Consider the following 24,954-nt stretch of genomic DNA (forward strand, 5'->3'; position numbering starts at 1 on the left):
GGATACGCCATAAAGCACATATAAATTCTTTTACATATCAGGGACTGATTGACTACACTCATCAACAAACTAACCAAACACACTCACAACACTACCAATCATAGGATCTTAATACAAAAAGCCCTATCAAACTCCATACAAGAGAATGATAGGGCAATTTTTTTATCAGCTATAATCAATCTGAATTTTCTGAGTATCTTTATATCCGTTGAAACTCCAACGATCAAAGATCTCAGAGAAAATCAATTAAGCCTCTTTCTTTGTTGTTTTCTTAGCTGTCGATTTCTTTTCAGTACCTTCAGCTGTTTTCTTGGTAGTTGTTTTCTTGGCACCTTCCGCTTTCTTCAATGCTGCCTGAAGTTTATTTACTTCACTTGTCAACTGTACCAGTTCTTCTCCCTGATTCTTAATTGTTGTCAACAGTGAACTTAATTCTTCATTATCCATATCTACAGGATAAAGAGCATTAACTCGTCCCAAGAAATCACCCAAGATATTCATATAGTTAGTAAAGGCATCATAAGGAGAATCGTAAATACCTCTGTTCAATCCTACACCTGTATCCTTAGTAGTCATGAAACGGAAGTTGTTACTAGCCTGCAAATAATACCAGTCTTGCTTGATGCGACGGTCATCACACAAATGAACACGTTCGGCTACACTATAAAGCTTGTTGAAAGCTTCACGCTGCATTACATTACCCAACCACGGACTGATATCTCTTTCTTCGTCTGCCCATGACATCGGATAAGGTACATCTACCATATCCACTGATTTCAGCTTAGTAACGATTTCAGTCGGTGTAGAGAAAGTGATACCTCTTTGTTTTGCACATACCGGCAAAGCCTTCAGGAATTCCAATATATTAGAAGACAATGGCTGTGCTATACCCAGTGCTGACAATTCCATGAAGATATTGATAACCTGTTCATTTTCTGGAAGAGAAGCAATCCAGTCAATATATTTATCAGCAAACAACGGATATTCACTCCATTCGCTGTTAGAGAAACGAAGGCTGATATCGTCTGACAACTTAAAGTCACGCATCAAAAGCTTCAGATTCGGATTTTCTGCGCAGTGGTACAAATAGTGAGCACTCTTCCAACCCAATACGTGTTTTGCACCTTCTACCAACATACCCTTGAAGCCCATGCTTGCAACAATGCCACCTATTTCATTATCGTAAATCAAGCTAGAGTTACGGAATACTTTTGGTTCCTGACCGAAATAGTCTTTTACCTTACGACGCATTTGTTCTACCTCCTCGCGGAAGCAATCTTCATTTGCCAATGATGAAAGTCCATGTGAATAAGGTTCACAGATAAACTCACAACATCCTGTAGCATTCAGTTCGTGTAACAGCTCAATTACAGCCGGTGCATGTATCTCCAACTGTTCCAATGCAACTCCGGAAATAGAAAGGGCAACCTTAAACATGCCTTCATTTTCCTTTGCCATTTCAATAAGAGTTTTCAGAGCTGGAATATAAGAGCGTTCAACCACTTCGTTAATGCCTTGTTCATTGGCATAATCATCATAATAATAGTGGTCTGTTCCTATTTCGAAGAAACGATAACGTTTCAAATGTATAATCTGGTGTATTTCAAAGTAAAGACAGATTGTTTTCATAACTAACTTAGCATTTATTATTTACCATAATTTTTTAAAACCTGATCGTACAATGCGCGTACTTTCAAACCAACTTTTTCCCATACGATACCATCCACTTCTTTCTTACCTTCATCGCGCAGATATTCATAAAGCGACTGGTTGGTACAAATAGAATGAATAGCATCTGCCATTGCGTGAATATCCCAATAATCGGTTTTTATACACTTATCGAGGATTTCGGCACATCCCGACTGTTTAGAGATGATAGTCGGAACACTACACTGCATTGCCTCAAGCGGAGAGATACCAAAAGGTTCTGATACAGAAGGCATGATATACACATCACTAGCTTTCAATACCTCATATACCTGTTTCCCTTTCATAAATCCCGGGAAATGGAAACGATCTGCGATACCACGTTCAGCAGCCAGACGAATCATTGCATTCATCATATCACCGCTTCCCGCCATCACGAAACGAATATTACGAGTACGTTTCAGTACCATAGCAGCAGCCTCAACGAAATATTCAGGTCCTTTCTGCATAGTGATACGTCCCAAGAATGTTACGATCTTTTCTTTCGGATTCTTACGCGGTACAATCTCCTGTATTTCTTTTGGCAACGGAGATACAGCATTATGCATAGTAAATACCTTACGCGGATCCTGATAATATTTATGAATAACCGTCTGACGGGTAAGTTCACTTACGCACATAATACAATCTGCATGGTCCATACCGTTCTTTTCGATTGAATATACGGTTGGGTTCACATTACCACGGCTACGGTCGAAATCAGTTGCATGCACATGAATAACCAACGGTTTTCCCGAAATCTGTTTTGCATGAATTCCGGCCGGATAAGTCAACCAATCGTGTGAATGGATGATATCAAATTGCTGTTGACGTGCTACCACACCGGCAACAATAGAATAGTTATTAATTTCCTCATGCAAATTATCAGGATAACGTCCTGAGAATTCCATACAACCCAAATCGTTTGTATGCATATAATTGAAGTCAGCATAAATATGTTCACGCAAGTCATAATAAAGTTGCGGATCCATATAATGCCCTACACGACTATTTACATAATCCCACTGTACATCGCGCCATACAATAGGAACACTGTTCATTCCAATAATTTTCAGGAAACTTTGGTCTTCATCTCCCCACGGTTTCGGAATACAGAAAGTAATATCCATATCCGGCTGTTGCGACATACCTTTAGTCAAACCGTAACTGGCAGTACCTAAACCTCCTAAGATATGAGGAGGAAATTCCCAACCAAACATTAAAACCTTCATATGCTTTCCTCCTTTTTATTGATTATCATATTTTTCCAATAGATTTAAAGTTCTCAAAATTTGTGCAACGTTCATTGCAAACGAAACGGCTCCTCTACCTTTAAACGGTGGATTACCGTCAAACAATTCAGGAATAGCACCCAGACAGTGCAAACTCATTTCGTCTTCATAGCCAATCATCTGACGTTCAACGAATGAAATAGCACTACGCTTATACAAGCGCAAGTAAGCTTCCAGATAGAAGCCTTCCAGCCAAGGCCATGCTGTACCCTGATGATATGCATAATCACGCTGCAACTGAGGACCTACATAATTAGGATTATATCCTCCGCTCTTCGGGCTTAACGAACGTAATCCCTTCGGAGTAAGCAATTCTCTAGTTGCAATATCTACGATACCCTTCTTCTGTTTGGCATCCAGAGGAGAATAATCGAATGAGGCTGCAAAAATCATATTAGGACGAACACTCCAGTCGAGCATATCGCCATCTACATAATCAAGTAAATAACCATATTCGTTCAAGAATGTATCGACAAATGACTTGGCTGTCTTTTCGGCTATACCTGCCAGTCGAGAAGAAAGCTCTGATGCACCTTCATTTTCGGCCAACAACTCTGATACATACATCAGTGCATTGTACCACAATGTATTAAACTCAACAATATAGCCCGAACGAGGAGTTACAGGACGACCGTTGACAGTTGCATTCATCCATGTCACCGCTTTATCTTTACCATCAGAGTAAACCAAGCCGTTGTCATGAAGTGCCAAATTAGGATGTTTACCATCAACAAGATATGTCATTATATCCTTCAACAGGTTTCCATACTTCTGATAAGCATCCTTTCTAGAAACAGCTTTACCAAACTGCTGAACAGTCCATATAGCCCACAAAAGCACATCAGGATGTTCCATTTCGTACACTATCAAAGAAGTATCCTCTCCTTTCATGAAAGCATAGATAGCTTTTACCGCAGTATTCATTACCATATCGAACTTATCAAGTTCATTAATGGCAAGAGTCAATCCCGGCAAAGAGATAAACATATCACGTGCACGACATTTAAACCATGGGTAACCTGCCAAAATATAATATTCATCACCTTGCTTGTTCAAGAACTGATGAGCAGCGTTTACCAAACAGTTTTTAAAGCTATCACGAGGAGTACGTCTGTCTGCTTCCTGTGCAAACAGTTCGTTCAGTCTTTCCGGTTCAATTTCAGAGATACCACCAGAGAACACAATCGGCTCATCCTTGGTGATTTCCATTTCAAAATATCCAGGAACATACAAGTCTTCGTTAAAATCATACCCGCGTTCCTGCTCTTTTGTATATTCTATACCTCTGTACCAGTCGGGCTGGAAATGAAAATCATTATTTTTACTCATCTGCATGTACAAATCGGGATATCCCGGATACATGCAAGTTTTCAAACCATTTTTAACTTCATCGTAATGGCGGCTTGCCTGCGCATTCTCATGCGTATACTGGCGAACACTACGGAAAGCCAAATATGGACGCAGACGAAGAGTCGTTTTTGAATGAGCTTCCAGCAAGGTATAACGAATTAATATTCTATTTTCATGGTGTACGAATAATTTTTCCTTTTTCAGGACTACACCCCCTACTCTATATATTGTAGTAGGAACCTTTTCACATTCAAATTCACGGATATACTTATGTCCACGAGGACTAAAATTATCCCCATGATATTTATGGAGCCCTAAATTAAATTCAGCTCCGTGCTGTACGACTGTTTCATCCAATGAAGAAAGCAAAACATGGTTTTCATCATCCAGTTCTGGTACTGGAATGACCAACAAACCATGATATTTGCGAGTATTACAATCTACAATAGTAGAACAGTGGTACGCACCAGAACGATTTGTACGTAAAATCTCACGCGTAAGAGATTCTTCCAAATTCGTCATTAGCGTTTTGTCGAATCGTAAATAACTCATAGCTGTTATATTAAGGTTATAATTAATAATTCTATAAAAAATGTTATTTTATTGCCTCCTCAAAAATAGTAATTAAATGAAATAAAGAAAAAAAATAAACGGTTATTTTTTCTCTTTTGTGCAAAAAAAATTCCATTTGCAACTAATTGGAGTCAAAGTTGTTTCTAGCACATCTGATGAAAGTCTAAAAGAGAGGGGCTATCCGGTAAAATCCCGATAGCCCCTCTTCATTATTATATTCTTTTTAAAATTATTTTATCATGTCAAAGCCACAATATGGAACCAAAGCCTTCGGTATGCGAATACCTTCAGGAGTCTGATTATTTTCCAACAAAGCAGCAACTATACGCGGCAAAGCCAAAGCAGATCCGTTTAATGTATGACAAAGTTCAGTCTTCTTATCTGCAGTGCGGTAACGACATTTCAAACGATTTGCCTGATAAGTATCGAAGTTAGAAACTGAGCTGACTTCCAACCAACGCTTCTGAGCTTCAGAATAAACTTCAAAGTCGAAGCACAAAGCAGCTGTAAAGCTCATATCACCTCCACACAGACGAAGGATACGATAAGGTAATTCCAGCTTCTGCAACAAACCTTCTACATGATCCAACATTTCCTGATGAGATTGTTTAGAGTGTTCCGGTTTGTCAATGCGTACCAGTTCCACTTTAGAGAATTCATGCAAACGGTTCAAGCCACGTACATCTTTTCCATAAGAACCGGCTTCACGACGGAAACACTGGGTATAAGCACAGTTCTTAATAGGCAACTGTTTCTCATCCAAAATCACGTCGCGATAAATATTTGTTACAGGAACCTCTGCTGTAGGAATCAGATACAAATCATCCAGATTGCAGTGATACATCTGGCCTTCCTTATCAGGCAACTGTCCGGTGCCATAACCAGAAGCAGCATTTACTACTGTAGGCGGCATGATTTCTTCATATCCGGCAGCACGCGCTTCATCAAGGAAGAAGTTAATCAAAGCACGCTGCAAACGAGCTCCCTGTCCTTTATAAACCGGGAATCCAGCACCTGTAATCTTTACACCCAGGTCAAAATCTATTAAATCATATTTCTTTGCCAGTTCCCAGTGAGGCAGTGCATCTTTAGGAAGTTCGGTTTCCATTCCTCCCATCTTCACAACTTCATTGTCTTCAGCACCAACGCCTTCAGGCACTTCATCGTAAGGAACATTAGGAATAGTATACAACAGGTTCTGCATATCTTCAGCAGCCTGATCCATCTCAGCCTGCAAACTCTTGCTCACTTCCTTTATTTCTGCTACACGAGCTTTAGCTGTTTCAGCTTCTTCTTTCTTGCCTTCTTTCATCAGTAAACCGATATTCTTCGATATTGAATTTACTTCAGCAAGATTTCTATCTAATTGATTTTGCGCATTACGTCTTTTGTCATTCAATTCAATCACTTGCGCAATGGTTTCTTTTGCATTGGCAAAGTGTTTCTTTTCCAATCCGCGAATTACCTTATCGGTATCTTCTGTAATTTGTTTAATAGTAAGCATATCTTTTTTACTTTTTGAACTCTATTTTTTGGTTGTGCAAAGATATAGTTTTTTATCGGAAAACATGCAACATACATTCCGATATAAATTTTACATTATCGGCAAGCCTGACGAATACGTACCAATTTCACCAATAAATCTTCCAGCAAATCGAGCTTCAACATATTTGCTCCATCACTTTTCGCAACCGAAGGATCTTCGTGTGTTTCCATAAACAAACCATCTACTCCTACAGCGACACCCGCTTTTGCAACTGTTTCTATCAGCTGAGGCATTCCTCCTGTTACTCCGGAAGTCTGGTTTGGTTGCTGCAATGAATGAGTCACATCCAATATTACAGGATGTCCGAATGTTTGCATTTCCGGTATTCCGCGATAATCGACCACCAAATCCTGATAACCGAAAGTTGTTCCGCGTTCAGTCAGCATTACCTCATTGTTTCCCGCCTCTACCACTTTATCGGCTGCAAATCGCATGGCCCCGGGAGAAAGGAACTGTCCTTTCTTGATATTTACAATCTTTCCGGTTTTTGCGGCAGCAACAAGCAAATCTGTCTGACGACACAAGAAGGCCGGAATCTGCAACACATCAACATATTCGGCAGCCATAGCTGCTTCATCTGCTGCATGTATATCTGTTACCACCGGGACATCGAATGTATCACGCACCTTGGCAAGAATCTTCAAAGCCTTTTCATCGCCGATTCCCATAAACGAATCCAAGCGTGAGCGGTTAGCTTTACGGTACGATCCCTTAAATATATAAGGTATACCCAGCTTATCGGTTATCTTTACCACACGTTCTGCAATACGCAAAGCCATGTCTTCTCCTTCTATCACACAAGGTCCTGCCAGCAAAAAGAAATTATCGCTTTTCTTTAAATCAGAAATAGTATGTATCATAAATCTTTAAATCAGTTTGGTATTATTAATGTCAGTGCTTCGGGAGCAATGGTTATCTCAATCGGGAAATGACGGTCGAACCAGATACGTCCGTCAAGGCTGATTTCAGCATTCTGGGCACGCAATATCTTTACTTTACGGGTTCGGTACGGCTTTACGATCTTATGATTAAGCAAACGCCCCTGCTGCATCATCCACAGACCAGAAATCAGCTGACGAAGTTCCGGACGATAAACCAGTGATACATCAAGCCAGCCGTTATATGGTACAGCGCTAGGTGTCAGTCCGTAACCACGTCCACTTCCGATAGCTACTGCCATCAAACGTCCCCGTATATGTTCATCGTTTACTTTCAGGTGCATACGATACAACTTACGTTCGAAAGCAACAAGGAACAGTGAAGCAAGATACGAAAAGAGAGGTATTCCCCAAAAACGACGTGTTTCGTTAGTAATAAGTACAATACGTGCCCCCAACCCGATATAAACAGCATTCAGGAAATGCCGTATCTGATGCTTTTCTCCATCAAAATAACTGAACACTCCCACATCAACCTTTCTAAGACGGCGGTTTATCAGTACATCTACCGCTCCTTTATAATCATCAGAATCAAGCCCCCAATATTTTGCAAAATCGTTTCCGATACCATTCGGAATAATTCCAAACGCGATATCGTGCTTATCGGGAACATCCGAAAGCATAATGCCGTTTACAGCATCGTTTATGGCTCCGTCACCACCCACGATGACAATCGTGCGATAGCCATTGTTTGCCAATGCACGGGACAATCTCTCAACCGAACCGAATCCATCCGACTGCACGTAATCGAACAAGACTCCGCGACTTTCCATATAACCGCGAATCTCCTTCCAGCGCTTCTGCGCTTTCCGACTTCCAGCTTTTGGGTTATATATCACTCCCCAACGAGTAGGTTCCACTGCCATTTTCTTATTCTTTATTGAGTAATCCGATTATTTCATTTACTTTTTCCTCCATCGGGCGGGTTGCATCTATCCAATGTATAGTAAAGCCACGCCGTTCCATGCCTCTGAACCATGTCATTTGCCGTTTGGCAAACTGATGAATGGCTATTTCCAGTTGATGATACATTTCATCAAACGTCAGTTGTCCGGTAACGTACAGCGTAAGGTATTTATATTCCAACCCATAATATATCAGATCGTCCGGACCAATTCTCCCGTCTATCAGAGCACGCACCTCGTCAACCATACCTTCATCCAGACGCTGCTTCAACCTTCTGGAGATTTTTTCTCTTCTCAACTCACGGTCTATATCCACACCGATTATCAGGCTGTGAATTTCAGGAAACTTACGCGCCTCTACCGGCTGATGCAAATAATATTCTTCTATTTCGATAGCACGGATAGCCCGTTTGGCTGTATCTACATCGGTTGAATTATGCAGTTTCTTATAAGAAGACAAGATGGCAGTAAGTTCTTCGAGTGATTTATCGGCCAGTCTGACTCTCAATTCCGGATTTTCGGGTACAGGCAAAAGCTTATAACCTTTCAGGACCGATTCCAGATACATACCCGTTCCTCCACATAATATCGGAAGGATATTACGTGAACGAATATCATCGTAAGCTTTCAGAAAATCGCGTTGAAACTCGAATACATTATATTTATATCCCGGTTCTGCAATGTCTATCAGATGATAAGGCACACGATAGCCGTCTACAACATAATCTGCCAGATCTTTCCCTGTACCCAGGTCCATACGCCGATATACCTGACGACTGTCACCACTGATGATTTCAGCATGCAGTTGTACAGCCAAAGCGGCAGCTAAAGGGGTTTTGCCCGAAGCGGTAGGACCAAGTATAGTTATCAGATCATAATTCATAAGTCTTCCGGAAAAAAGTTCTGATGACAAAGATAGCTTTTTCTTAAACACAATAAGGAGAAAGATTGCAAGTTTTTTACATATATGGGGCAATTAAGGAATAAGATACAAGAAATCTCCCTAAAAACATCTCGATGTTTTTTTATTTTTTGTACAAATTTTCTCTAAAACATGCTGATATTTTAGAGAAAACTTCAGCATATTTTTTCATACGTCGCAGCATATTATTCAAAACACTGTATTTCAGCATAATACTACAAGCAGCTTTAATCTTCGGCAATGCAGACTTAAAGGCATAAAAAATCCCTGGCTTCGGGAATCATTTATCCACAACAGCCGGGGATTTTCTATAAACACTTATTATACTCAACGATTAGGAGTATCCCATACTTTTGTTTCTGTGCAATTAATATCTAATGTCTGTCCGCCACACTTTATTGTAAAGTCTCCTTTTTCCAGGCGCCATTTACCGTCGTAACCAACAAATGCCAGATCACTGCCTTTCAGTTGCATGGTTACGGTTTTGGTTTCACCCGGGTTGAGTGCCACTTTTTCGAAGTTACGCAGACGGATGTTATCAGGAGTGCTGCTTGCCACCAAATCTTTTGAATAAAGCAGTACGCTTTCTTTTCCGGCTACCTTTCCTGTATTGGTAACATCGACGCTGACTGTCAGGACATCATCAGCAGTAAATGAAGTTTTGTCAATTTTCAGATTTGAATAATTGTAAGTTGTATAACTCAAGCCATCACCAAAATTCCACTGTACATCCATTACCGAGTCGTAGTTGTAATTTCCGCCCATCTGTCCCATGTTTTCGCAAGGCTTATAGTCGTAGTTTGCCAATGCGTTGATATATTTAGGATAGGTGAAAGGCATCTTTCCGCTGAAGTTGGCATCACCGGCTAGCAGGTTGGCAAGGGCATCGCCACCATAATTGCCCGGAAGCATCACGTTAATTACGGCTTTTGCCAGTGGAACAATGTCGTTGATGATACGCGGACGACCTTGATTCAAGATCAGAATGACTGGCTTTCCGGTTGCAGCAAGGGCTTTTACCAGATTGCGTTGGTTTTCCGACATGGTCAGATTGCTCAAATTACCCGGAGTTTCGCAGTAAGAGTTTTCTCCGATGCAGGCAATAATCACATCGGCACGACTGGCTGCGGCAACTGATTTTTCGATTTCCGGCTGGTTTTCTTCCCACCAGTTATCGTTTTTATAAGGAGCGTAAGTCACACCCGGTTCGTAGATGATGTTCTCTTTACCGTATTTGTTGCACAATGCTTCGTAAATCGTATTATATGCTCCTGCAAATTCGTCGGCACGATGTCCCTGCCAGCTATACGACCACCCTCCGTTCAGGCAGCGCATGGAGTTGGCATTCGGACCGGCAAGCAGGATTTTTGTTCCTTTGGCAAGCGGCAGGATATTGCCTTCATTCTTCAACAGCACTTCTGATTCTTCGGCGGCCTGCAAAGCTTCGGCTGCAAATTCCTTCGAACCAAACTTATCGTATTTCTTAATATCCCAATATGGATTTTCGAACAGCCCTAGACGGTATTTCAGACGTAATACGCGGGCTACGGCATCATCAATGCGGCTCATGGGAACTTCACCTTCCTGTACCAGTTCTTTCAAGTAGTCGCAGAAGCTTACTTCGTAGGGAACCATCGACATGTCGATTCCGGCATTGATGGCAATCTTGACAGCTTCTTTCTTGGTTGCTGCAATGTGGTCGCGTGTACACAGATTGTTGATATCCGCCCAGTCGGTCACAATCATACCGTCCCAGTTCAAGTCCTCCTTCAACCATTCGGTAAGCAGTTCACGATTAGCATGGAAAGGCATACCATTGTCTACACCTGAGTTTACCATAACCGACAGCGCACCGGCTCTCACTGCTGCCAAAAACGGAGCAAAATGTTTTTCACGCATATCGCTTCGTGAAATAGAAGAAGGTGTACGGTCTTTACCCGAAACTGGAACACCATACCCCATGTAATGTTTCATGCAGGCTGCCACATTATATTCGCCAATATGATTCGGATCATCTCCCTGAAAACCTTTGACAGCCTCAACACCCATTTCTGCATTCACATAACAGTCTTCTCCGTAGTTCTCCCACATACGCGGCCAGCGCGGGTCACGTCCTAAATCGACAACCGGAGCATAGGTCCAGGGAATACAGCCAGCCTTTGTTTCGTAAGCAGATATTTCTGCTCCACGACGAACCAGGCTGCGATTGAAAGTAGCTCCCATGTTGACACCTTGAGGGAATAATGTACCATCGAGTGTATAGGTGGTTCCATGAATCTGGTCCACTCCATAAATACATGGAATGCCTATTTCTTTCATCGACTTCTCCTGAATTTGCTTAATGGCAGCCGCCCACACTTCTTTTTTCTGGGCTACGCTTAAAGGAACATTCAGGATAGAACCAACTTTATACTTACCTATCACCGTATCGAGCATAGCCTCGCTCAACTTAAACCCATCTTTGCTTCCTGGAAAATCAGTAACTACATCGACTGTTATCTCACACATCTGTCCGATTTTCTCTTCGAGTGTCATTTTTTTCAGCCATTCCTGAATATGTGCCTCGATTACCGGATCAGCAGAAATCGCAGGAGCCGGCTGAGCCATTCCTGCAAGGCTTCCGGCACATACCATAGAAGCCATCGCCAAATTTCGAATATTATTCATGATATTAATCTATTATAAATTGTTGAGTTGCTTTTTTCAATCCCGTACCAGAAACTTCCAATTGGACATTTCCTTTCTTTCCTTCCTGCGAACGGATTATTACCTGTGCCTTTCCAGAAAAAGCTTTGATGCGGAAAGATGTTTCACCATTTACAGGACGTTCTATTTCCTTGAATCCCGGATCACCGTTCCCGTATCCCAATATCGTTGCAGGACCAGTCAAGGTAACAATCATTTCATTCATGGCATCGGGTACTTCACGATTTTTTTCATCTTTCAATGTCAGATCTACAATTGCAATATCCTGACCGTCCGCCTTCAAAGTTGTATTATATGGTTCTATTGAGATACGGGCAGCCTTACCTGTAGTTTCTATTTTCTCTACCATAACTTTCTTGCCAGCCTTATAGCCTTTGGCCAGTAAACTACCCGGACGATAGATTGTTTTCCATTCGATATATCCATTGACCGGCATAGACTTCCGTCCTAAGCTTTTTCCGTTGACAAACAGTTCAACTTCGTCACAATTGCTATATGCCCATACATTAATACTATCTCCTTCATGACCAGACAAATTCCAATGCGGTGACAAATGCAGAACCGGTTCGTCAGTCCACCAAGATTTCAGATAAAAGGCTTCATCTTTAGGGAATCCGCAATAATCAAATATGCCAAACTGTGAGCCTGTAGCCGGATAAAGCATCGGATTCGGTTCACCTCTATAATCAAGTCCTGTCCAATAGAAAAGTCCGGCCAGCCAAGGACGGTCATGATAGAACTGCCAGCCTCTTGCCATCGGATTAATAATATGATTATCATCTTGAGCCGTACGATTGATAGGAGCCATCCAACCACGTAATGAATCGGTATAATAAACGTTACGTGTACCACATCCTGATGTTTCCTCCGAACCAACCGGCGAATACCACTCAGGATGTTTCTGATGGAATTCATCTATCGGGTTCTGGCGGAGATAATTATATCCTTTCACATCGACTCCGAAGAGAGAAACCCGTCCACCGGCCGTTCCTTGTGTCGACAGGCGAGTTGAGTCCAGCTGATGTACATATTCACTCATCGATTTAGTAATACGCAATCCACGTTCATTACCTTCGAGTGCCCACTCTTCATTTCCGATACTCCACAAAATAATACATGGATGATTCCGGTCACGCTTGATCATATGTTCCAAAAGACCGATATGCTCACGATTGATACCCATCAGACGATTTTCTTCAATAACAAGCATTCCCAGGCGGTCGCATAAATCCAGAAAGACAGGCGACATCGGATTGTGCGACGTGCGTATGGCATTACTTCCTATCGTTTTCATCTTCTTTATGCGATACTCCCACAACCGGTCGGGGATTCCAGTCCCTACTCCGGCATGATCCTGATGTAAGTTAGTTCCTTTCAATTTAACCGGACAACCATTTAGCATAAATCCTTTCTGTGGATCAAACTCGATTTTCCGGATTCCAAAATTGGTAGAATATGTATCAACCAACTTCTCGCCGACATATACATCTGTATATAAGGTATATAAATAAGGCTGTTCCAGATTCCACAAATGAATATCATTCATCTTTACCGACTGCAATAGCTTCACCTCTTCCTGTTTAGGAGCTAAAGTAATATCTGATTTCTGCGTACTGACTACTTCGCGTCCTGTAGCATCAAGGACACGATTGAGCACTGTACAATTCGCCGGTTCCAATCCCTTATTCGATAAACGAACTTCTATATTCACATCGGCAGCCTTATAAGAATCGGTTATGCGAGAAGTAACGAACGTGCCAAAAGGAGCAACATGAACTAATGACATCTTTTCCAACCACACATCGCGATAAATTCCTGCTCCTTCGTAATACCAGCCTTCTTCCGTACTGGCATCTACACGGACTGTAAGCAGATTCTCTGCGCCGTAATTCAAGTATTCCGTCAAATCATAAACCTGAGTAGCATATCCGCTCGGTTCATGTCCTAAATAAAAACCGTTGCAGAATACTTGTGCATTACGAAAGATTCCATCAAATCTGACAGCAATGTGTTTGCCTGAATCCTCTGCTGCAATATAAAACTTACGCCGATACCATCCAACACTTGTTTCAGGATATTTCCATCCGATGGTTTTATATCCATGACTATGACTTGCTTCTTCTGAATAAGGAAGATCAACTGCCCAATCGTGCGGTAAACTGACTGTTTGCCACAAAGAGTCATTAAACTGCTCGGAACTTGGACCTTGGTTCTGATTAAAAGACTTGGCCTTTGCGAAATAAGTAAAATATTCAGTTCCATGAGTAAAATCTTTTTTCATGTCACCAGCATGTCCATACGCAAATTTCCATCCATTATTCAGCAATATCGACTCTCTTATTTGTTGTGCACTGACAGACAAACAAGCCATAAACTGTATAAGCAGTAAAACAGATAATAGTTTTCTCATAATATTATTAGTAATCCGGGGTTAAGCAACAAAAAACAGCCTTCATCATTACTATTATTCGTCTAATAATGATGAAAGCTGTTCTCTATCGTTTTTCAAGAAAAATGTTCCAATATTTCCATACACATACGACCATTATGATAAGGACATTTCCAGAATCCAGCTTTATCATCTTTGGTATTAACTGTTCCGTCAGGATACAAGCTCCAATGCCATTCACCCTGCTCCGTGTCTACTAATTTTGACTTGATAAATGTCCAGCACTTCAATGCCTTTTCCAAGGCCGACTTATCACCAAAATGCTGATAAAGATTAAGATGACCGACAACATTCTCAGCTTGTACCCACCAATGCAACTCACGATCTATTTTTCCTTTGCTCACAAAGTTTTCATAAATCATGCTGCCATCTGGATTTAGTCCTTCATCAGCAGCCTCAGCTATTTTTATAATGGCAGGTTCCACCTTCTGCAACAGACCTTTATCACCTAATACCAAAGCAGCTTCATGAATCAGCCACGACGCCTCAATATCATGTCCGTATGATACAATCTGATATTTGTTGGTCCAGTCATCTTCAAAAAATAAATTCAGATGATAAGTTTCAGCATCCAATATTTTATCCAAAAACAAGTTTACCAGATTATAGATTTGTTTTCCCAGACGTTCATCCTTCCACACGCGATACAGATTGGTATAAGGTTCCAGAATATGCAAATGCGTATTCATGGTTTTCTTCTCGTTTTCATCTTTATCACTCAGACGCATATCTTCTATTGGACACCAGTTGCGGGTAAGAGCTTCCAGATAACCATTCTTTTCTGCATCAAAGCTATACTTCTCGATAACTTCAAACAAACGTTTGGCATAATCCAAAGCCTCAGCATCACCTGTAGCACGCGTATATTCACTCAAACCGTAAATAGCAAAGCCTATGGCATAAATCTGTTTTTTTGTATCGACAGGATTTCCTTTATAATCAAGTTCCCAATAAATACCTCCAAAATCACTGTCATAGAAGAAATCAATCAGATAACGCTTTGCACGTGTAGCAGTTTCAAGATATTCTTTTTTTCTAAACAAGCGATAAGCAGCAGAGAAAGTCCACAAAATACGTGCATTGAGAATTGCTCCTTTCGAAGCTGATGCCTCCAACACGTCATTGCCTGTGATACGGCCATAGAATCCACCATGCTCATGGTCGGTCATTTTTGTCATCCAAAAAGGAAGAATATTGTTTTCCAGCTCAGCCTTTACCTCAGAACAGAGCTGTGATACTATTTCGTTATACATTTTTTGATTGTCGTTTTAAGTTTAACTGTTCCATTATACCCTTCATTTTCTGTTCTCCCAATGGATAGAAGCAAACAAATACTACCGAAATAAATGCCGCAATTGCGGGAAGCAGACTTAAGAACATCTTAATACCATTAATAGTTTCTTCACTTTGCACTGCATTAGCCTGGAAACCGAAGAAAGACAACAGCCATCCGGTTACAGCTGTACCAATGGCCCAGCCAAACTTCTGACTCATTGATGACGCACTGAATATCAAACCTGTCGCACGATTACCTGTTTTCAGTTCCGAGAAATCGGCACAGTCGGCATACATTGACCAAAGCAAAGGGAAAATACTTCCGGCACATATGCTTATCAGACATTGGAATACAAAAATCAGAACCAGATCATCCTTATCGAACCAGAAGAATACCACACTTAAGGCTGAAGCTACCAGCATAGACAATGCGAAAGTTCTTTTCTTTCCAATCTTATTACTCATGGGAGCAGCCAGAATAACTCCTACAATATTGGCAATCTGACCGATAGAAAGATACAATCCACTCAACACAAACGATACGCCCATCAGCGAAATAGTACGGTACTCGTCTTCTATAATAAAATACTTGAAGTAATATACCGCCGCTCCGTCACGGATAGAGTTAAATACCAAAGTGGCTACTCCGGCACCAAACAATATCCACCACGGTTTATTATGGAAGAGATCTTTGATATCATCTTTCAGAGAAGTCTTTTTATCATTGATAGGCTTCACCCGTTCTTTTGTCCATGCAAAACAACCAAAGAACAAGACTGCACACATGATTGCAATTACAACCACAGCCATCAGCCATCCGAACTGCTGGTCAGCAACTTCCTTGCTATGCCCACTAAAGGCATTGACCATAGGCATGAACAACAGAAGTGCAATAAAACTGCCCAGATAAGCAAACATCATACGATAAGTAGACAGTGTATTGCGTTCTGACGGATCGGGACTCATCACTCCTAACAAGGATGCGTAAGGAACATTAATGGCCGAATAAACCATCATCATCAGCGAATAGGTTATATAGGCATAAACCAATTTACCCATATCGCCGAAAGGTGGCGTATAAAAAGTAAGTACTCCTATCAAAGCAAACGGAATAGCCAGATATAACAAGTACGGGCGGAACTTACCCCATCGGCTGGAAGTACGGTCGGCTACAACTCCAACAATCGGATCGAATACAGAATCCCATATACGAGTAACCAAGAACATTGTTCCCACCATAGCAGCAGGCAAGCCAAATACATCCGTATAGAATATCATCAAATAAGCCCCGAACAACTTCCAAAACATAGAGGAAGCCATATCTCCGAAACCATAACCTATTTTTTCCGTGAGTTTTATCATAGCAGTACTTACTTTCTTATTTTTATTATTTTATCAATTTCAGGTTCTTATCAATCAGTTTTTTCAACGTTTCTACTGATGCAGTAGTTGTCAGGCCGTCTTGCGGAGTATTCATACAGTAATCTACCAGTTTGTCGATAGTAGAAACAGCTACATGCATACGTGTGTCTGAAGAAGCATAATAAATAAATACTTTCCCATCTTCGTCGGCAATCCAACCGTTTGTAAACAACACGTTTGAAACGTCACCGATACGTTCTTCTCCTTCAGGAGCCATAAAATAGCCTCCAGGAGCAGCAATCAGCTTGCTAGGATCTTCGAGTGAAGTCATATACATATAAAGTACATAACGTAAACCAGCAGCACAACCACGTACTCCATGAGCCAGGTGCAACCATCCCTTCGGAGTCTTGATAGGATGTGGACCTTCACCGTTCTTCACTTCTTTTATTGTATGATAATAACGGCAGTCAATAATCTTTTCTTCTTTTACTTCGGCATGAGTTATATCGTCAACCAGTGCCCATCCGATACCACCGCCACTTCCGGCATCGATAAATCCATCTTGCGGACGAGTATAGAATGCATATTTTCCATCCACAAATTCCGGGTGAAGAACAACATTACGTTGCTGGCTCTTCGATTTCAAATCCGGCAAACGTTCCCATGTCTTCAGGTCTTTAGTACGAGCAATTGCTGCTGTAGCTGTTGCAGAAGACAGATCACCAGCAGGCGCATTATCATCGTGACGTTCAGCACAGAAAATACCGTAGATCCAACCATCTTCGTGAGCTGTCAGACGCATATCATAAATATTGGTAGCCGGTATTACATCGTCGGGCATGGTAATAGGATAATCCCAGAAACGGAAATTATCTACTCCATTCGGGCTTTCAGCAACAGCAAAGAACGACTTGCGGTCAGCTCCTTCGACACGCACTACCAGCAAATATTTTCCGTTCCATTTAATAGCTCCGGAATTCATTGCAGCATTCATTCCAATGCGTTCCATCAGATAAGGATTTGTCTTTTCATCCAAATCGTAACGCCAGAACACAGGAGTATGAGCAGCCGTTACAACTGGATACTTATAACGAGTATATACTCCGTTGGTTGTTTCAACAGGCTCATTCTTACGAGTAATCAACTCTTCATGCTGAGCAAACAATCTTTTTACTTTGTCTTCAAATGTAGTATTCATTATAATAAGTTTTATATCAATTTACTTTATTGTTTTCATATCTCCGGCAAACAATGTCCGCAGATCATTATAGAAGTTCACAAAATCGGCAGCCGACGGATGTCCCGGATAAGGAGCATAGTAGTGATTTTCTCTTTCACGCGCATTTCTCCATACCAGCACATAACTGATCGGATATTTTTCAATTACAGGCATCAATGTTTGTGTCCACCAAAGCGAATCAGGAATTGTTTCATAGCCTGTTTCGGTTACGGCCATCAGTTTTTTATGCGCCTTGCTTACCTGTGACATAATGGTAAGTGCATTATCCAGGCTCTTCACATAAGCATCTTTATCAAACTGATATGCATCTACTCCTATCAGGTCAACAATATCATCTCCCGGATAGCGTTCCAGATATTCGGTAGAGTCTTTGGGTTCCGTACCCGGAGAATATGCATACAGCAACTGAGTAGCCCCTTTTTCTTGCAAACGGTCATAAGTCATTCTCCAAAGCGCTTTATAATCTTCAGTTGAGCACAAATTCTTTCCCCACCAGAACCAACTTCCCGTATGTTCATGCCAAGGACGGAACAGCACAGGAACCTTTACTCCTTCTGAAGTCTGAATTGAATTAAGATAATCTGCTACTTTATCCAGCCAACCTATAAACTTATCATGATTAACTCCTCCCGGCAAAACCGACTTTACCACAGTAGAGTCACTCACATCCCATGAATCCTTTCCTGTCAAAGGATTATCTACGTGCCAGCTGAAAGATGACATACCCCCACGCTCATACTGAGCAATAACTTCCTTTCTGATACGGTCGAGTGATACATTATCTAGTGTTTTATCACCGTAGATCTCCATTCTTCCCAAATCAAAAGACATCATTGCCGGATAGTCCCCGCAAACACTTTTCACATCGCTTCGGTTCTCATCTCCGTCCCAGCCGATACCATAAACCGGATCATCGTGATGTCCAAACATGAACATTTTATGCTGAGGAAGCTTCTCAAGCACATTTAGCATAGAGTATGCTTCAGGTGTTTTATCCATTTCTGATTGTTTTTTTTGCTGATTGCCGCAAGCAGTCAGACAAGTACCGATAATCATAGTTGAAACAATAGCTTTCGAGAATTTCATAATAATTAGTTTTACTATTTAACATCAGCAAAGATAGAGAAATTTTATACCACAGAATGATACAATCTTAACATATGCATATACGTTTTTTCTTTTTACTTAATACCAGATTTAATCTATACAAGAGTAATAAAAATCAAGCACCGACACACGGAATTTTCTCTTGCAAATATTCCTATACATCAAAAAAACAATATATTTTTGTATACATGAAAAACATATTAAACAAAAGAAAGGAACAAATATGCTTACTAATACCTATTATTTACATGCTCCAATAGATTCTAACATATTTACAACCATCCACAATTTGCTAAAACATACCCAGCAAGACAAAATCTTAAGTCTGACATTTTTTGGAACATGTATTGATCAGACTTATCATACAATTTTACACAACATAAAACAAGCTGTATATACAATACTAAGTAAAAAAATTCTTATTACATTTATTCCAGAACAAACTATTTCTTCTCAAGAACTCTGGGTAGAGGTTTGGGAATATAATTCAGATAATACAATATCTATATCCCATGAAACGACTAACAACATTCATTATTTATATATAAAAGACCAGCAAAGCGAAATGTTATGTATCGAAGGTATTCCATCTTCGAGTCATTTCTTATCAATATCTCAACAAAGTATCGATATATTTACCAAGCTTGAATCAATACTTTACAAACATAATTTTACCATCGGAGATATAGTACGCCAATGGAATTATATCGGAAATATTACAGGGTATCATAATAATGAACAGAACTACCAAATATACAACAACTCCCGAACTCAATTCTACCAGAAGACTTCATGGCCCTACGGATATCCTGCAGCAACCGGTATAGGCGCTCAATTCAACGGACTCATCATCAGTTGTATTGCATTCAAAAGCACAAACAACAAACATAAAAGAATTTACCCATTAAACAATCCTCTGCAAATAGCCGCCCATTCTTATTCTAAAGAAGTTTTAATAGGATCATCAACAACCTCTTTAAAAGAAACGCCAAAGTTTGAGCGAGCTAAACTTATAGATTTCGCCAATAATATATTTTGTTTCATATCTGGTACCGCAGCTATCAGAGGAGAATATAGCACTCATATACAATCTCCCCAGAAACAAACAGAACTAACTTTAGACAACATAGAATATTTAATATCATTGAAAAATCTACAATATAATTCTTGCCCAGATACATCATTAAAAATATGTAACTTACGAGTATACATAAAAAATAGAAACCACTATCAGGTCATACGTAAAACTGTTGAGACCCGATTTCCCCTAATACCAGCAATATATCTTTTCACTGATATATGCAGAGAAGAGTTATTAGTAGAAATAGAAGGTATATGCCAGTTATCACAGTAATTTTTACTGATATTTTATCTTTATCCTTTCCTTCGACATCAAGCCCTTTTCAACTTCTTGCTTATCCATGCGAATAGGTTTGCTAATGAAATCAGGCACATTATATGAATATAACAATTCTGTATAATATTCTGCCGGATACTGTTGAGGAAGCATAAAAGGTTTACTAACATTTCCGTTATCATCTATAGAAGCTAAATACAAACGTGTATAAAGTCCATCATCCCGCCGGGAGCTAAAAACAAACCAATGAGAATTACTGCTCCAATTATGATAACTTTCAGTTTCCGGACTATTCACTTCAGTAATATTACGACTTTCACCGCTCTTTAAATCAAGCAGCCACAAATCAGCTTCCCGATGCCAGATAGAAAAGTTTCCATAATCGGAAAGAGTATACATAATATATTTCCCATCATAAGACGGACGAGGGAATGAAACACTTTTTCCCAAAGAGCTCGCAGATACTAAAGTATCTATTTTATTTCCAAAAGTTCCACGAGATGAGTCGAAATCAATAGAACATAAACTATATCTTACTTTTTTATAATCTTCAGGCATAGCTTGCGCTTCTGCACTACAAAAATAGAGTTTTCTTCCATCTGCAGAAAATACAGGAAACGTTTCAAATGATTCCTTTTTACTAAGCAAAGGACTAGTAAGCAAACGATGAGTTTCTGGATGATAAACCACTATATCAGAAGCATTATCCATTACTTCTATACGCTCATCATGAACTACATGAAAAGCCTGTTTTGTATCATTAACAGAATATGCAATATAATCACCTGACGGATGCCAATAAGGATACACACATGCTGAAATTGTACTATCAGTTTTTGTATCAAGAACTTCTAACCGCCCTTCTAACTGCATCAGAGTAGCTCCATGATCTCCTCGTACATGCAAACTTAAACGATCTGAATTTGTTCGATTACTAGCATGACAGTTTATACACATTCCCGGTATCAAAGTATTTTCGATCACTGCCTGTTCCTGAAAACTACCTAGCTCACGCTGATAAATACCCATCTTACTATATACCTCATAACCAGGAGCTATCAATCTATATGCCAATCCATAGTCGATAGAATAGTTGCTAACATAAAAAGGGAAAGGCTTATATTGTTTCCATTTTCCATCATATTTTGCAGATACAGTTACAATTATACTATCGCCTTTACTAGCTTTCAACAACTGTTTCCATTCCTCTATATCTATATCTACATCTGTATCATTCATGTGCAACTCCTTTCCGCCCACTCCTTGCATTCTGATATCGATTCTTTCACAGTCATCTTTCATAGTAAAATTAAGAGGAGCTATACCAACCGGTACAGTTACAGCTATATAATCTGGATAAATATCAGGAAAAGTATCAACCATTTCAGGTGATTCAACTTGCTCAGCACAAGACATACACAAGCAAAGAGCAAGACATCCTATCCACTTTACAATTAATTTCATAAGCTACTTTCTGAATAATAAATAATACCAATAACTTTTTCCAAAACGATTAAGAAAAAATGCTTCATCCTTCGGAGCGCGTACATAATGAGTAGCAAACTCTGTTACTTCCTTCATTACGACAGGAGAAATACTCCAAGGCATTCCTTGAAAATTCGGATGAGATTGTGTCCAAACATATACCAATGCTTCCTGATAGGAACGTGGAATAACAGCATATCCCATATTTTTCCCTATTGGATAATATTTTAAAAATGACGCTATATCACGATTTAAAAGTGTATAGGCCAATAAATATTCAAAGGCAAGACGATTATTTTTATTATGCACTAAAAGCAATCCTAACATCATATCTTTTTCATTTTCACTGAATAAGAAATCTTCAGTATAGCGCATTTTTCGTAGCCTTCCCCACTCCGGATGAGAGTTTATTTTATCTTCTTCATAAAGATATGTTTCTGTTTCTTCAGCCCATTTTTTATAAAAAAGTGTATGTTTCAACAGATTCAGATATTTTGCAGCTACCTTATATTCTCCGTTCAACAAGTTTGTTTCTGCAAGACGACGAATACAACGTGTACTTTTATGATAAGACGGATTGGCCTCCATTGCTTCAAACACATATCGCTGACTAGTATTAATCATTCCCAAATGAAAATAAACTTCATTGACTGTAAGTGGAATCGTATAGTCCCGAACAAAATCAGGAATCAGCCCATCTGTACCATTTTGAAAGAATTGAAACATACGTTCGCCTAATTGCCCAGTTTTCCCTAAAGCCAGATTCAAACAAACGACAGACAAAGGTGTATCTGGATTATTTTGTTCTGCAGACTGGATAATCTGCTGCCATTGACATGTACTCGCCCAATAATCATAAGCCATATCACGTTCCTTTTTCATACTCGTTGCACTATAAATCCATCCAGCTCCAAGAGTCAATACAACAATACTTTGTATAGACCAATATAAGGAACGATACTTTTGATACAGAGGTAGAAAAACTACACCTCCTGCCAATAATACAACTATAACACAGGTCAAGACTCCAGAAAAAGGAATAAGTGTAGGAAAGCGATAATAACCAATTCCTGTAATCAATCTAGAAACCGGATATTGCAAATGAAGTATAGCATATCCCACACTTATCCCCCATGCTATCACCATAAGTAAACTAATAGCACTCTTATGTTTAATCGATATAGAATCAACCAACCACTCATAAGCTAAAATCAGACATAGAGTTACTATACATACTCCTCCAACACACCAATAAAGCAATGGAAATACCCCCAATACATACACATATTTTACCCATTGACGAGATAATGACATATAACCATAGGATATTCCCATAGAAAGAAGCAATGAAACTATACCTGCCAACAGACTATTTTCATCGCATAAAAATGCCCAAGCTCCCAGTGATGGAATAAACGACAAAACATACCAATCAATAGAGTTCTTTTGCATTTTCAGCATAATCCTGTACATAAGCCTCTGTATTCCTCCTAGCAATAAAGCCACAATCAAAGCTCCAAGGTAGGGATAGTAATAAAACTGAGTTAAAAATTCAGCTATATATTCTCCAACCCCACCGGGATAAGATAGCTTATCGAAAAAATATGAAGGAATATACAAAAACAATAAATATTGTTCCTGATACAACAAATGAAAAGGATAGTATATTGCCCAAAACAAAAAAGCAATACCCACAAAGAGAATAGACAAAAATGCTCTTATATTGTTCTGCATAGACATTGGATTATATTAGGTTTATTTGCATGTTCAAAGTTACACACCTTTAGCTTATAGAAATGATACTATCTTAACATTTTATAGAATTTTATCTATAATAAGAAAAGAGAGATGTAATAGGACTATCCTAAAACACCTCTCTTTTATATACATTACTTATCAATTACAGTCTTTGTATCATTCAATACGTTTATAACAGAAGAACCAACCTTCTGAAGAATTAGACAAAGTCTGAGCAGCTAAAACCAAATGATCACCATCTGCAGATATAATCTGATAAGTATAGCAACGCTGATTGCCATCATTAGGTAATACTCCTAACAAAGGAACTGTACCAGAGAAAGTCATTGTACCGACTCCCCATCCTGCAACAAGTTGTTCTTCGGTAACTTTTACACTACCTGTTTCACCACGACTTGTCTGTACTCCTGTAAGACTTAAAGAGAACCATGCCCCAATACCATCGTTAGGTAAGCCTTTGCCTTCACATTCTTCATTAATATCGGCACCATCGGGAGCTCCCCACCAAGAAGGAGTTGTATCACTTCCCCAGCCTCCATTTCCCCAGTAACGAGTCAAAGTATCGTCCCAAGTCCATTTAGTTGTACCATATTCTCCATTTTCCAGACCAAATATCTGCTCATAAATAGCAGGCAAATCTGTGTATTCACTAACAGTTATACTTTTCGTTGATGATTTTGTAATGCTACCATCTTGATTAATAGCTGTTATATACACATCTAATTCTGTTGTAGGAGGTGTTACCTGGAAAGTAGGATTTGTACCTTCAGCTAACAGTGCATCATTATCTGCAGAATATACTTTAACGTAACGTACAGGAGATAATTTTACTGTAATGTTGTTATTACCTTCACTACGAGCTACTAGTTGAAAACTATTAGTCAACTCATCAACCGTTACACTTGCTCCGGGTTGTTTATCATCAACCGAAGCATCACATGCAACCAAAAGAATTGCAAATAAAAATGGCAACGCAAATAGTATCTTTTTCATAATTATT

At 39.7% G+C, this 24,954-nt stretch carries 17 protein-coding genes; 1 reads left to right on the top strand and 16 read right to left on the bottom strand.

Features of this window, described 5'->3' with window-relative positions:
• Window positions 1-246: 246 nt before the first annotated feature.
• From ACDG22_RS13250 to ACDG22_RS13310, 13 genes are all read right to left on the bottom strand, one after another.
• On the bottom strand, window positions 247-1,629 hold the full coding sequence (locus ACDG22_RS13250) for a glycoside hydrolase family 57 protein (RefSeq protein ID WP_022126421.1): 1,383 nt from the start codon (window positions 1,627-1,629) through the stop codon (window positions 247-249).
• Window positions 1,630-1,646: 17 nt separating this feature from the next.
• Window positions 1,647-2,918 (bottom strand): glycosyltransferase family 4 protein, encoded by a 1,272-nt coding sequence (locus tag ACDG22_RS13255; protein WP_118483173.1) that lies wholly within the window; start codon window positions 2,916-2,918, stop codon window positions 1,647-1,649.
• Between the two features lie 15 nt (window positions 2,919-2,933).
• Window positions 2,934-4,880 carry a glycogen debranching enzyme N-terminal domain-containing protein gene (locus tag ACDG22_RS13260; protein ID WP_022126419.1) on the bottom strand — a complete coding sequence of 649 codons (1,947 nt, stop codon included), beginning with the start codon at window positions 4,878-4,880 and terminating at the stop codon, window positions 2,934-2,936.
• 250 nt (window positions 4,881-5,130) lie between these two features.
• Entirely contained in the window at window positions 5,131-6,405 is a 1,275-nt protein-coding gene (gene serS / locus ACDG22_RS13265) for a serine--tRNA ligase (RefSeq protein WP_022126418.1), read from the bottom strand.
• 95 nt (window positions 6,406-6,500) lie between these two features.
• Window positions 6,501-7,307 carry a 3-deoxy-8-phosphooctulonate synthase gene (gene kdsA, locus ACDG22_RS13270; protein ID WP_007568158.1) on the bottom strand — a complete coding sequence of 269 codons (807 nt, stop codon included), beginning with the start codon at window positions 7,305-7,307 and terminating at the stop codon, window positions 6,501-6,503.
• 11 nt (window positions 7,308-7,318) lie between these two features.
• On the bottom strand, window positions 7,319-8,251 hold the full coding sequence (locus tag ACDG22_RS13275; RefSeq protein ID WP_007568160.1) for a diacylglycerol/lipid kinase family protein: 933 nt from the start codon (window positions 8,249-8,251) through the stop codon (window positions 7,319-7,321).
• A gap of 4 nt (window positions 8,252-8,255) precedes the next feature.
• Window positions 8,256-9,173: a tRNA (adenosine(37)-N6)-dimethylallyltransferase MiaA gene (gene miaA / locus ACDG22_RS13280; RefSeq protein WP_007568162.1), complete on the bottom strand. Its 918-nt coding sequence runs from the start codon at window positions 9,171-9,173 to the stop codon at window positions 8,256-8,258.
• A 366-nt stretch (window positions 9,174-9,539) separates the two neighbouring features.
• Entirely contained in the window at window positions 9,540-11,879 is a 2,340-nt protein-coding gene (locus ACDG22_RS13285; RefSeq protein WP_007568164.1) for a glycoside hydrolase family 3 N-terminal domain-containing protein, read from the bottom strand.
• Between the two features lie 4 nt (window positions 11,880-11,883).
• Entirely contained in the window at window positions 11,884-14,328 is a 2,445-nt protein-coding gene (galA, locus tag ACDG22_RS13290; RefSeq protein ID WP_370858917.1) for a beta-galactosidase GalA, read from the bottom strand.
• Between the two features lie 95 nt (window positions 14,329-14,423).
• Window positions 14,424-15,620, bottom strand: a complete 1,197-nt coding sequence (locus ACDG22_RS13295) for an AGE family epimerase/isomerase (RefSeq protein ID WP_370858918.1) — start codon at window positions 15,618-15,620, stop codon at window positions 14,424-14,426.
• The gene (locus ACDG22_RS13300) at window positions 15,613-17,004 is read right to left on the bottom strand and encodes an MFS transporter (protein ID WP_302761467.1); all 1,392 of its coding nucleotides are present in this window, start codon (window positions 17,002-17,004) and stop codon (window positions 15,613-15,615) included. The genes ACDG22_RS13295 and ACDG22_RS13300 overlap by 8 nt, the downstream gene beginning before the upstream one ends.
• A gap of 25 nt (window positions 17,005-17,029) precedes the next feature.
• The gene (locus ACDG22_RS13305; protein WP_040311954.1) at window positions 17,030-18,205 is read right to left on the bottom strand and encodes a glycoside hydrolase family 130 protein; all 1,176 of its coding nucleotides are present in this window, start codon (window positions 18,203-18,205) and stop codon (window positions 17,030-17,032) included.
• A 21-nt stretch (window positions 18,206-18,226) separates the two neighbouring features.
• A complete protein-coding gene (locus ACDG22_RS13310; RefSeq protein WP_370859003.1) occupies window positions 18,227-19,336 on the bottom strand; it encodes a glycoside hydrolase family 26 protein in 1,110 nt (369 codons plus the stop codon).
• Window positions 19,337-19,577: 241 nt separating this feature from the next.
• On the opposite strand from ACDG22_RS13310, the gene ACDG22_RS13315 reads away from it, so the two are divergent.
• A complete protein-coding gene (locus ACDG22_RS13315) occupies window positions 19,578-20,708 on the top strand; it encodes a chorismate transformation enzyme, FkbO/Hyg5 family (protein ID WP_370858919.1) in 1,131 nt (376 codons plus the stop codon).
• 3 nt (window positions 20,709-20,711) lie between these two features.
• Here ACDG22_RS13315 and ACDG22_RS13320 read toward each other — a convergent pair whose 3' ends face one another.
• The 3 genes from ACDG22_RS13320 to ACDG22_RS13330 all read right to left on the bottom strand — a co-directional run bounded on the left by ACDG22_RS13320 (window position 20,712) and on the right by ACDG22_RS13330 (window position 24,947).
• The gene (locus ACDG22_RS13320) at window positions 20,712-22,175 is read right to left on the bottom strand and encodes a TolB family protein (RefSeq protein ID WP_040311995.1); all 1,464 of its coding nucleotides are present in this window, start codon (window positions 22,173-22,175) and stop codon (window positions 20,712-20,714) included.
• A gap of 3 nt (window positions 22,176-22,178) precedes the next feature.
• The gene (locus ACDG22_RS13325; RefSeq protein WP_370858920.1) at window positions 22,179-23,930 is read right to left on the bottom strand and encodes a DUF6057 family protein; all 1,752 of its coding nucleotides are present in this window, start codon (window positions 23,928-23,930) and stop codon (window positions 22,179-22,181) included.
• Between the two features lie 180 nt (window positions 23,931-24,110).
• Window positions 24,111-24,947 (bottom strand): YajG family lipoprotein, encoded by an 837-nt coding sequence (locus tag ACDG22_RS13330; RefSeq protein WP_177593276.1) that lies wholly within the window; start codon window positions 24,945-24,947, stop codon window positions 24,111-24,113.
• Window positions 24,948-24,954: the final 7 nt, after the last annotated feature.

It is taken from the genome of Phocaeicola coprocola (assembly GCF_041333015.1).
GTDB classification, from domain to species: Bacteria; Bacteroidota; Bacteroidia; order Bacteroidales; family Bacteroidaceae; genus Phocaeicola; species Phocaeicola coprocola.

Bases quoted from the DNA above. Each gene is read 5' to 3' on its own strand.
- ACDG22_RS13320 (WP_040311995.1), bottom strand. From the start codon at position 22,175: ATGAAATTAATTGTAAAGTGGATAGGATGTCTTGCTCTTTGCTTGTGT.
- ACDG22_RS13315 (WP_370858919.1), top strand. From the start codon at position 19,578: ATGCTTACTAATACCTATTATTTACATGCTCCAATAGATTCTAACATA.
- ACDG22_RS13275 (WP_007568160.1), bottom strand. From the start codon at position 8,251: ATGGCAGTGGAACCTACTCGTTGGGGAGTGATATATAACCCAAAAGCT.
- ACDG22_RS13260 (WP_022126419.1), bottom strand. From the start codon at position 4,880: ATGAGTTATTTACGATTCGACAAAACGCTAATGACGAATTTGGAAGAA.
- serS (WP_022126418.1), bottom strand. From the start codon at position 6,405: ATGCTTACTATTAAACAAATTACAGAAGATACCGATAAGGTAATTCGC.
- galA (WP_370858917.1), bottom strand. From the start codon at position 14,328: ATGAGAAAACTATTATCTGTTTTACTGCTTATACAGTTTATGGCTTGT.
- ACDG22_RS13300 (WP_302761467.1), bottom strand. From the start codon at position 17,004: ATGATAAAACTCACGGAAAAAATAGGTTATGGTTTCGGAGATATGGCT.
- ACDG22_RS13255 (WP_118483173.1), bottom strand. From the start codon at position 2,918: ATGAAGGTTTTAATGTTTGGTTGGGAATTTCCTCCTCATATCTTAGGA.
- ACDG22_RS13250 (WP_022126421.1), bottom strand. From the start codon at position 1,629: ATGAAAACAATCTGTCTTTACTTTGAAATACACCAGATTATACATTTG.
- ACDG22_RS13325 (WP_370858920.1), bottom strand. From the start codon at position 23,930: ATGCAGAACAATATAAGAGCATTTTTGTCTATTCTCTTTGTGGGTATT.
- kdsA (WP_007568158.1), bottom strand. From the start codon at position 7,307: ATGATACATACTATTTCTGATTTAAAGAAAAGCGATAATTTCTTTTTG.
- ACDG22_RS13330 (WP_177593276.1), bottom strand. From the start codon at position 24,947: ATGAAAAAGATACTATTTGCGTTGCCATTTTTATTTGCAATTCTTTTG.
- ACDG22_RS13305 (WP_040311954.1), bottom strand. From the start codon at position 18,205: ATGAATACTACATTTGAAGACAAAGTAAAAAGATTGTTTGCTCAGCAT.
- ACDG22_RS13295 (WP_370858918.1), bottom strand. From the start codon at position 15,620: ATGTATAACGAAATAGTATCACAGCTCTGTTCTGAGGTAAAGGCTGAG.
- miaA (WP_007568162.1), bottom strand. From the start codon at position 9,173: ATGAATTATGATCTGATAACTATACTTGGTCCTACCGCTTCGGGCAAA.
- ACDG22_RS13285 (WP_007568164.1), bottom strand. From the start codon at position 11,879: ATGAATAATATTCGAAATTTGGCGATGGCTTCTATGGTATGTGCCGGA.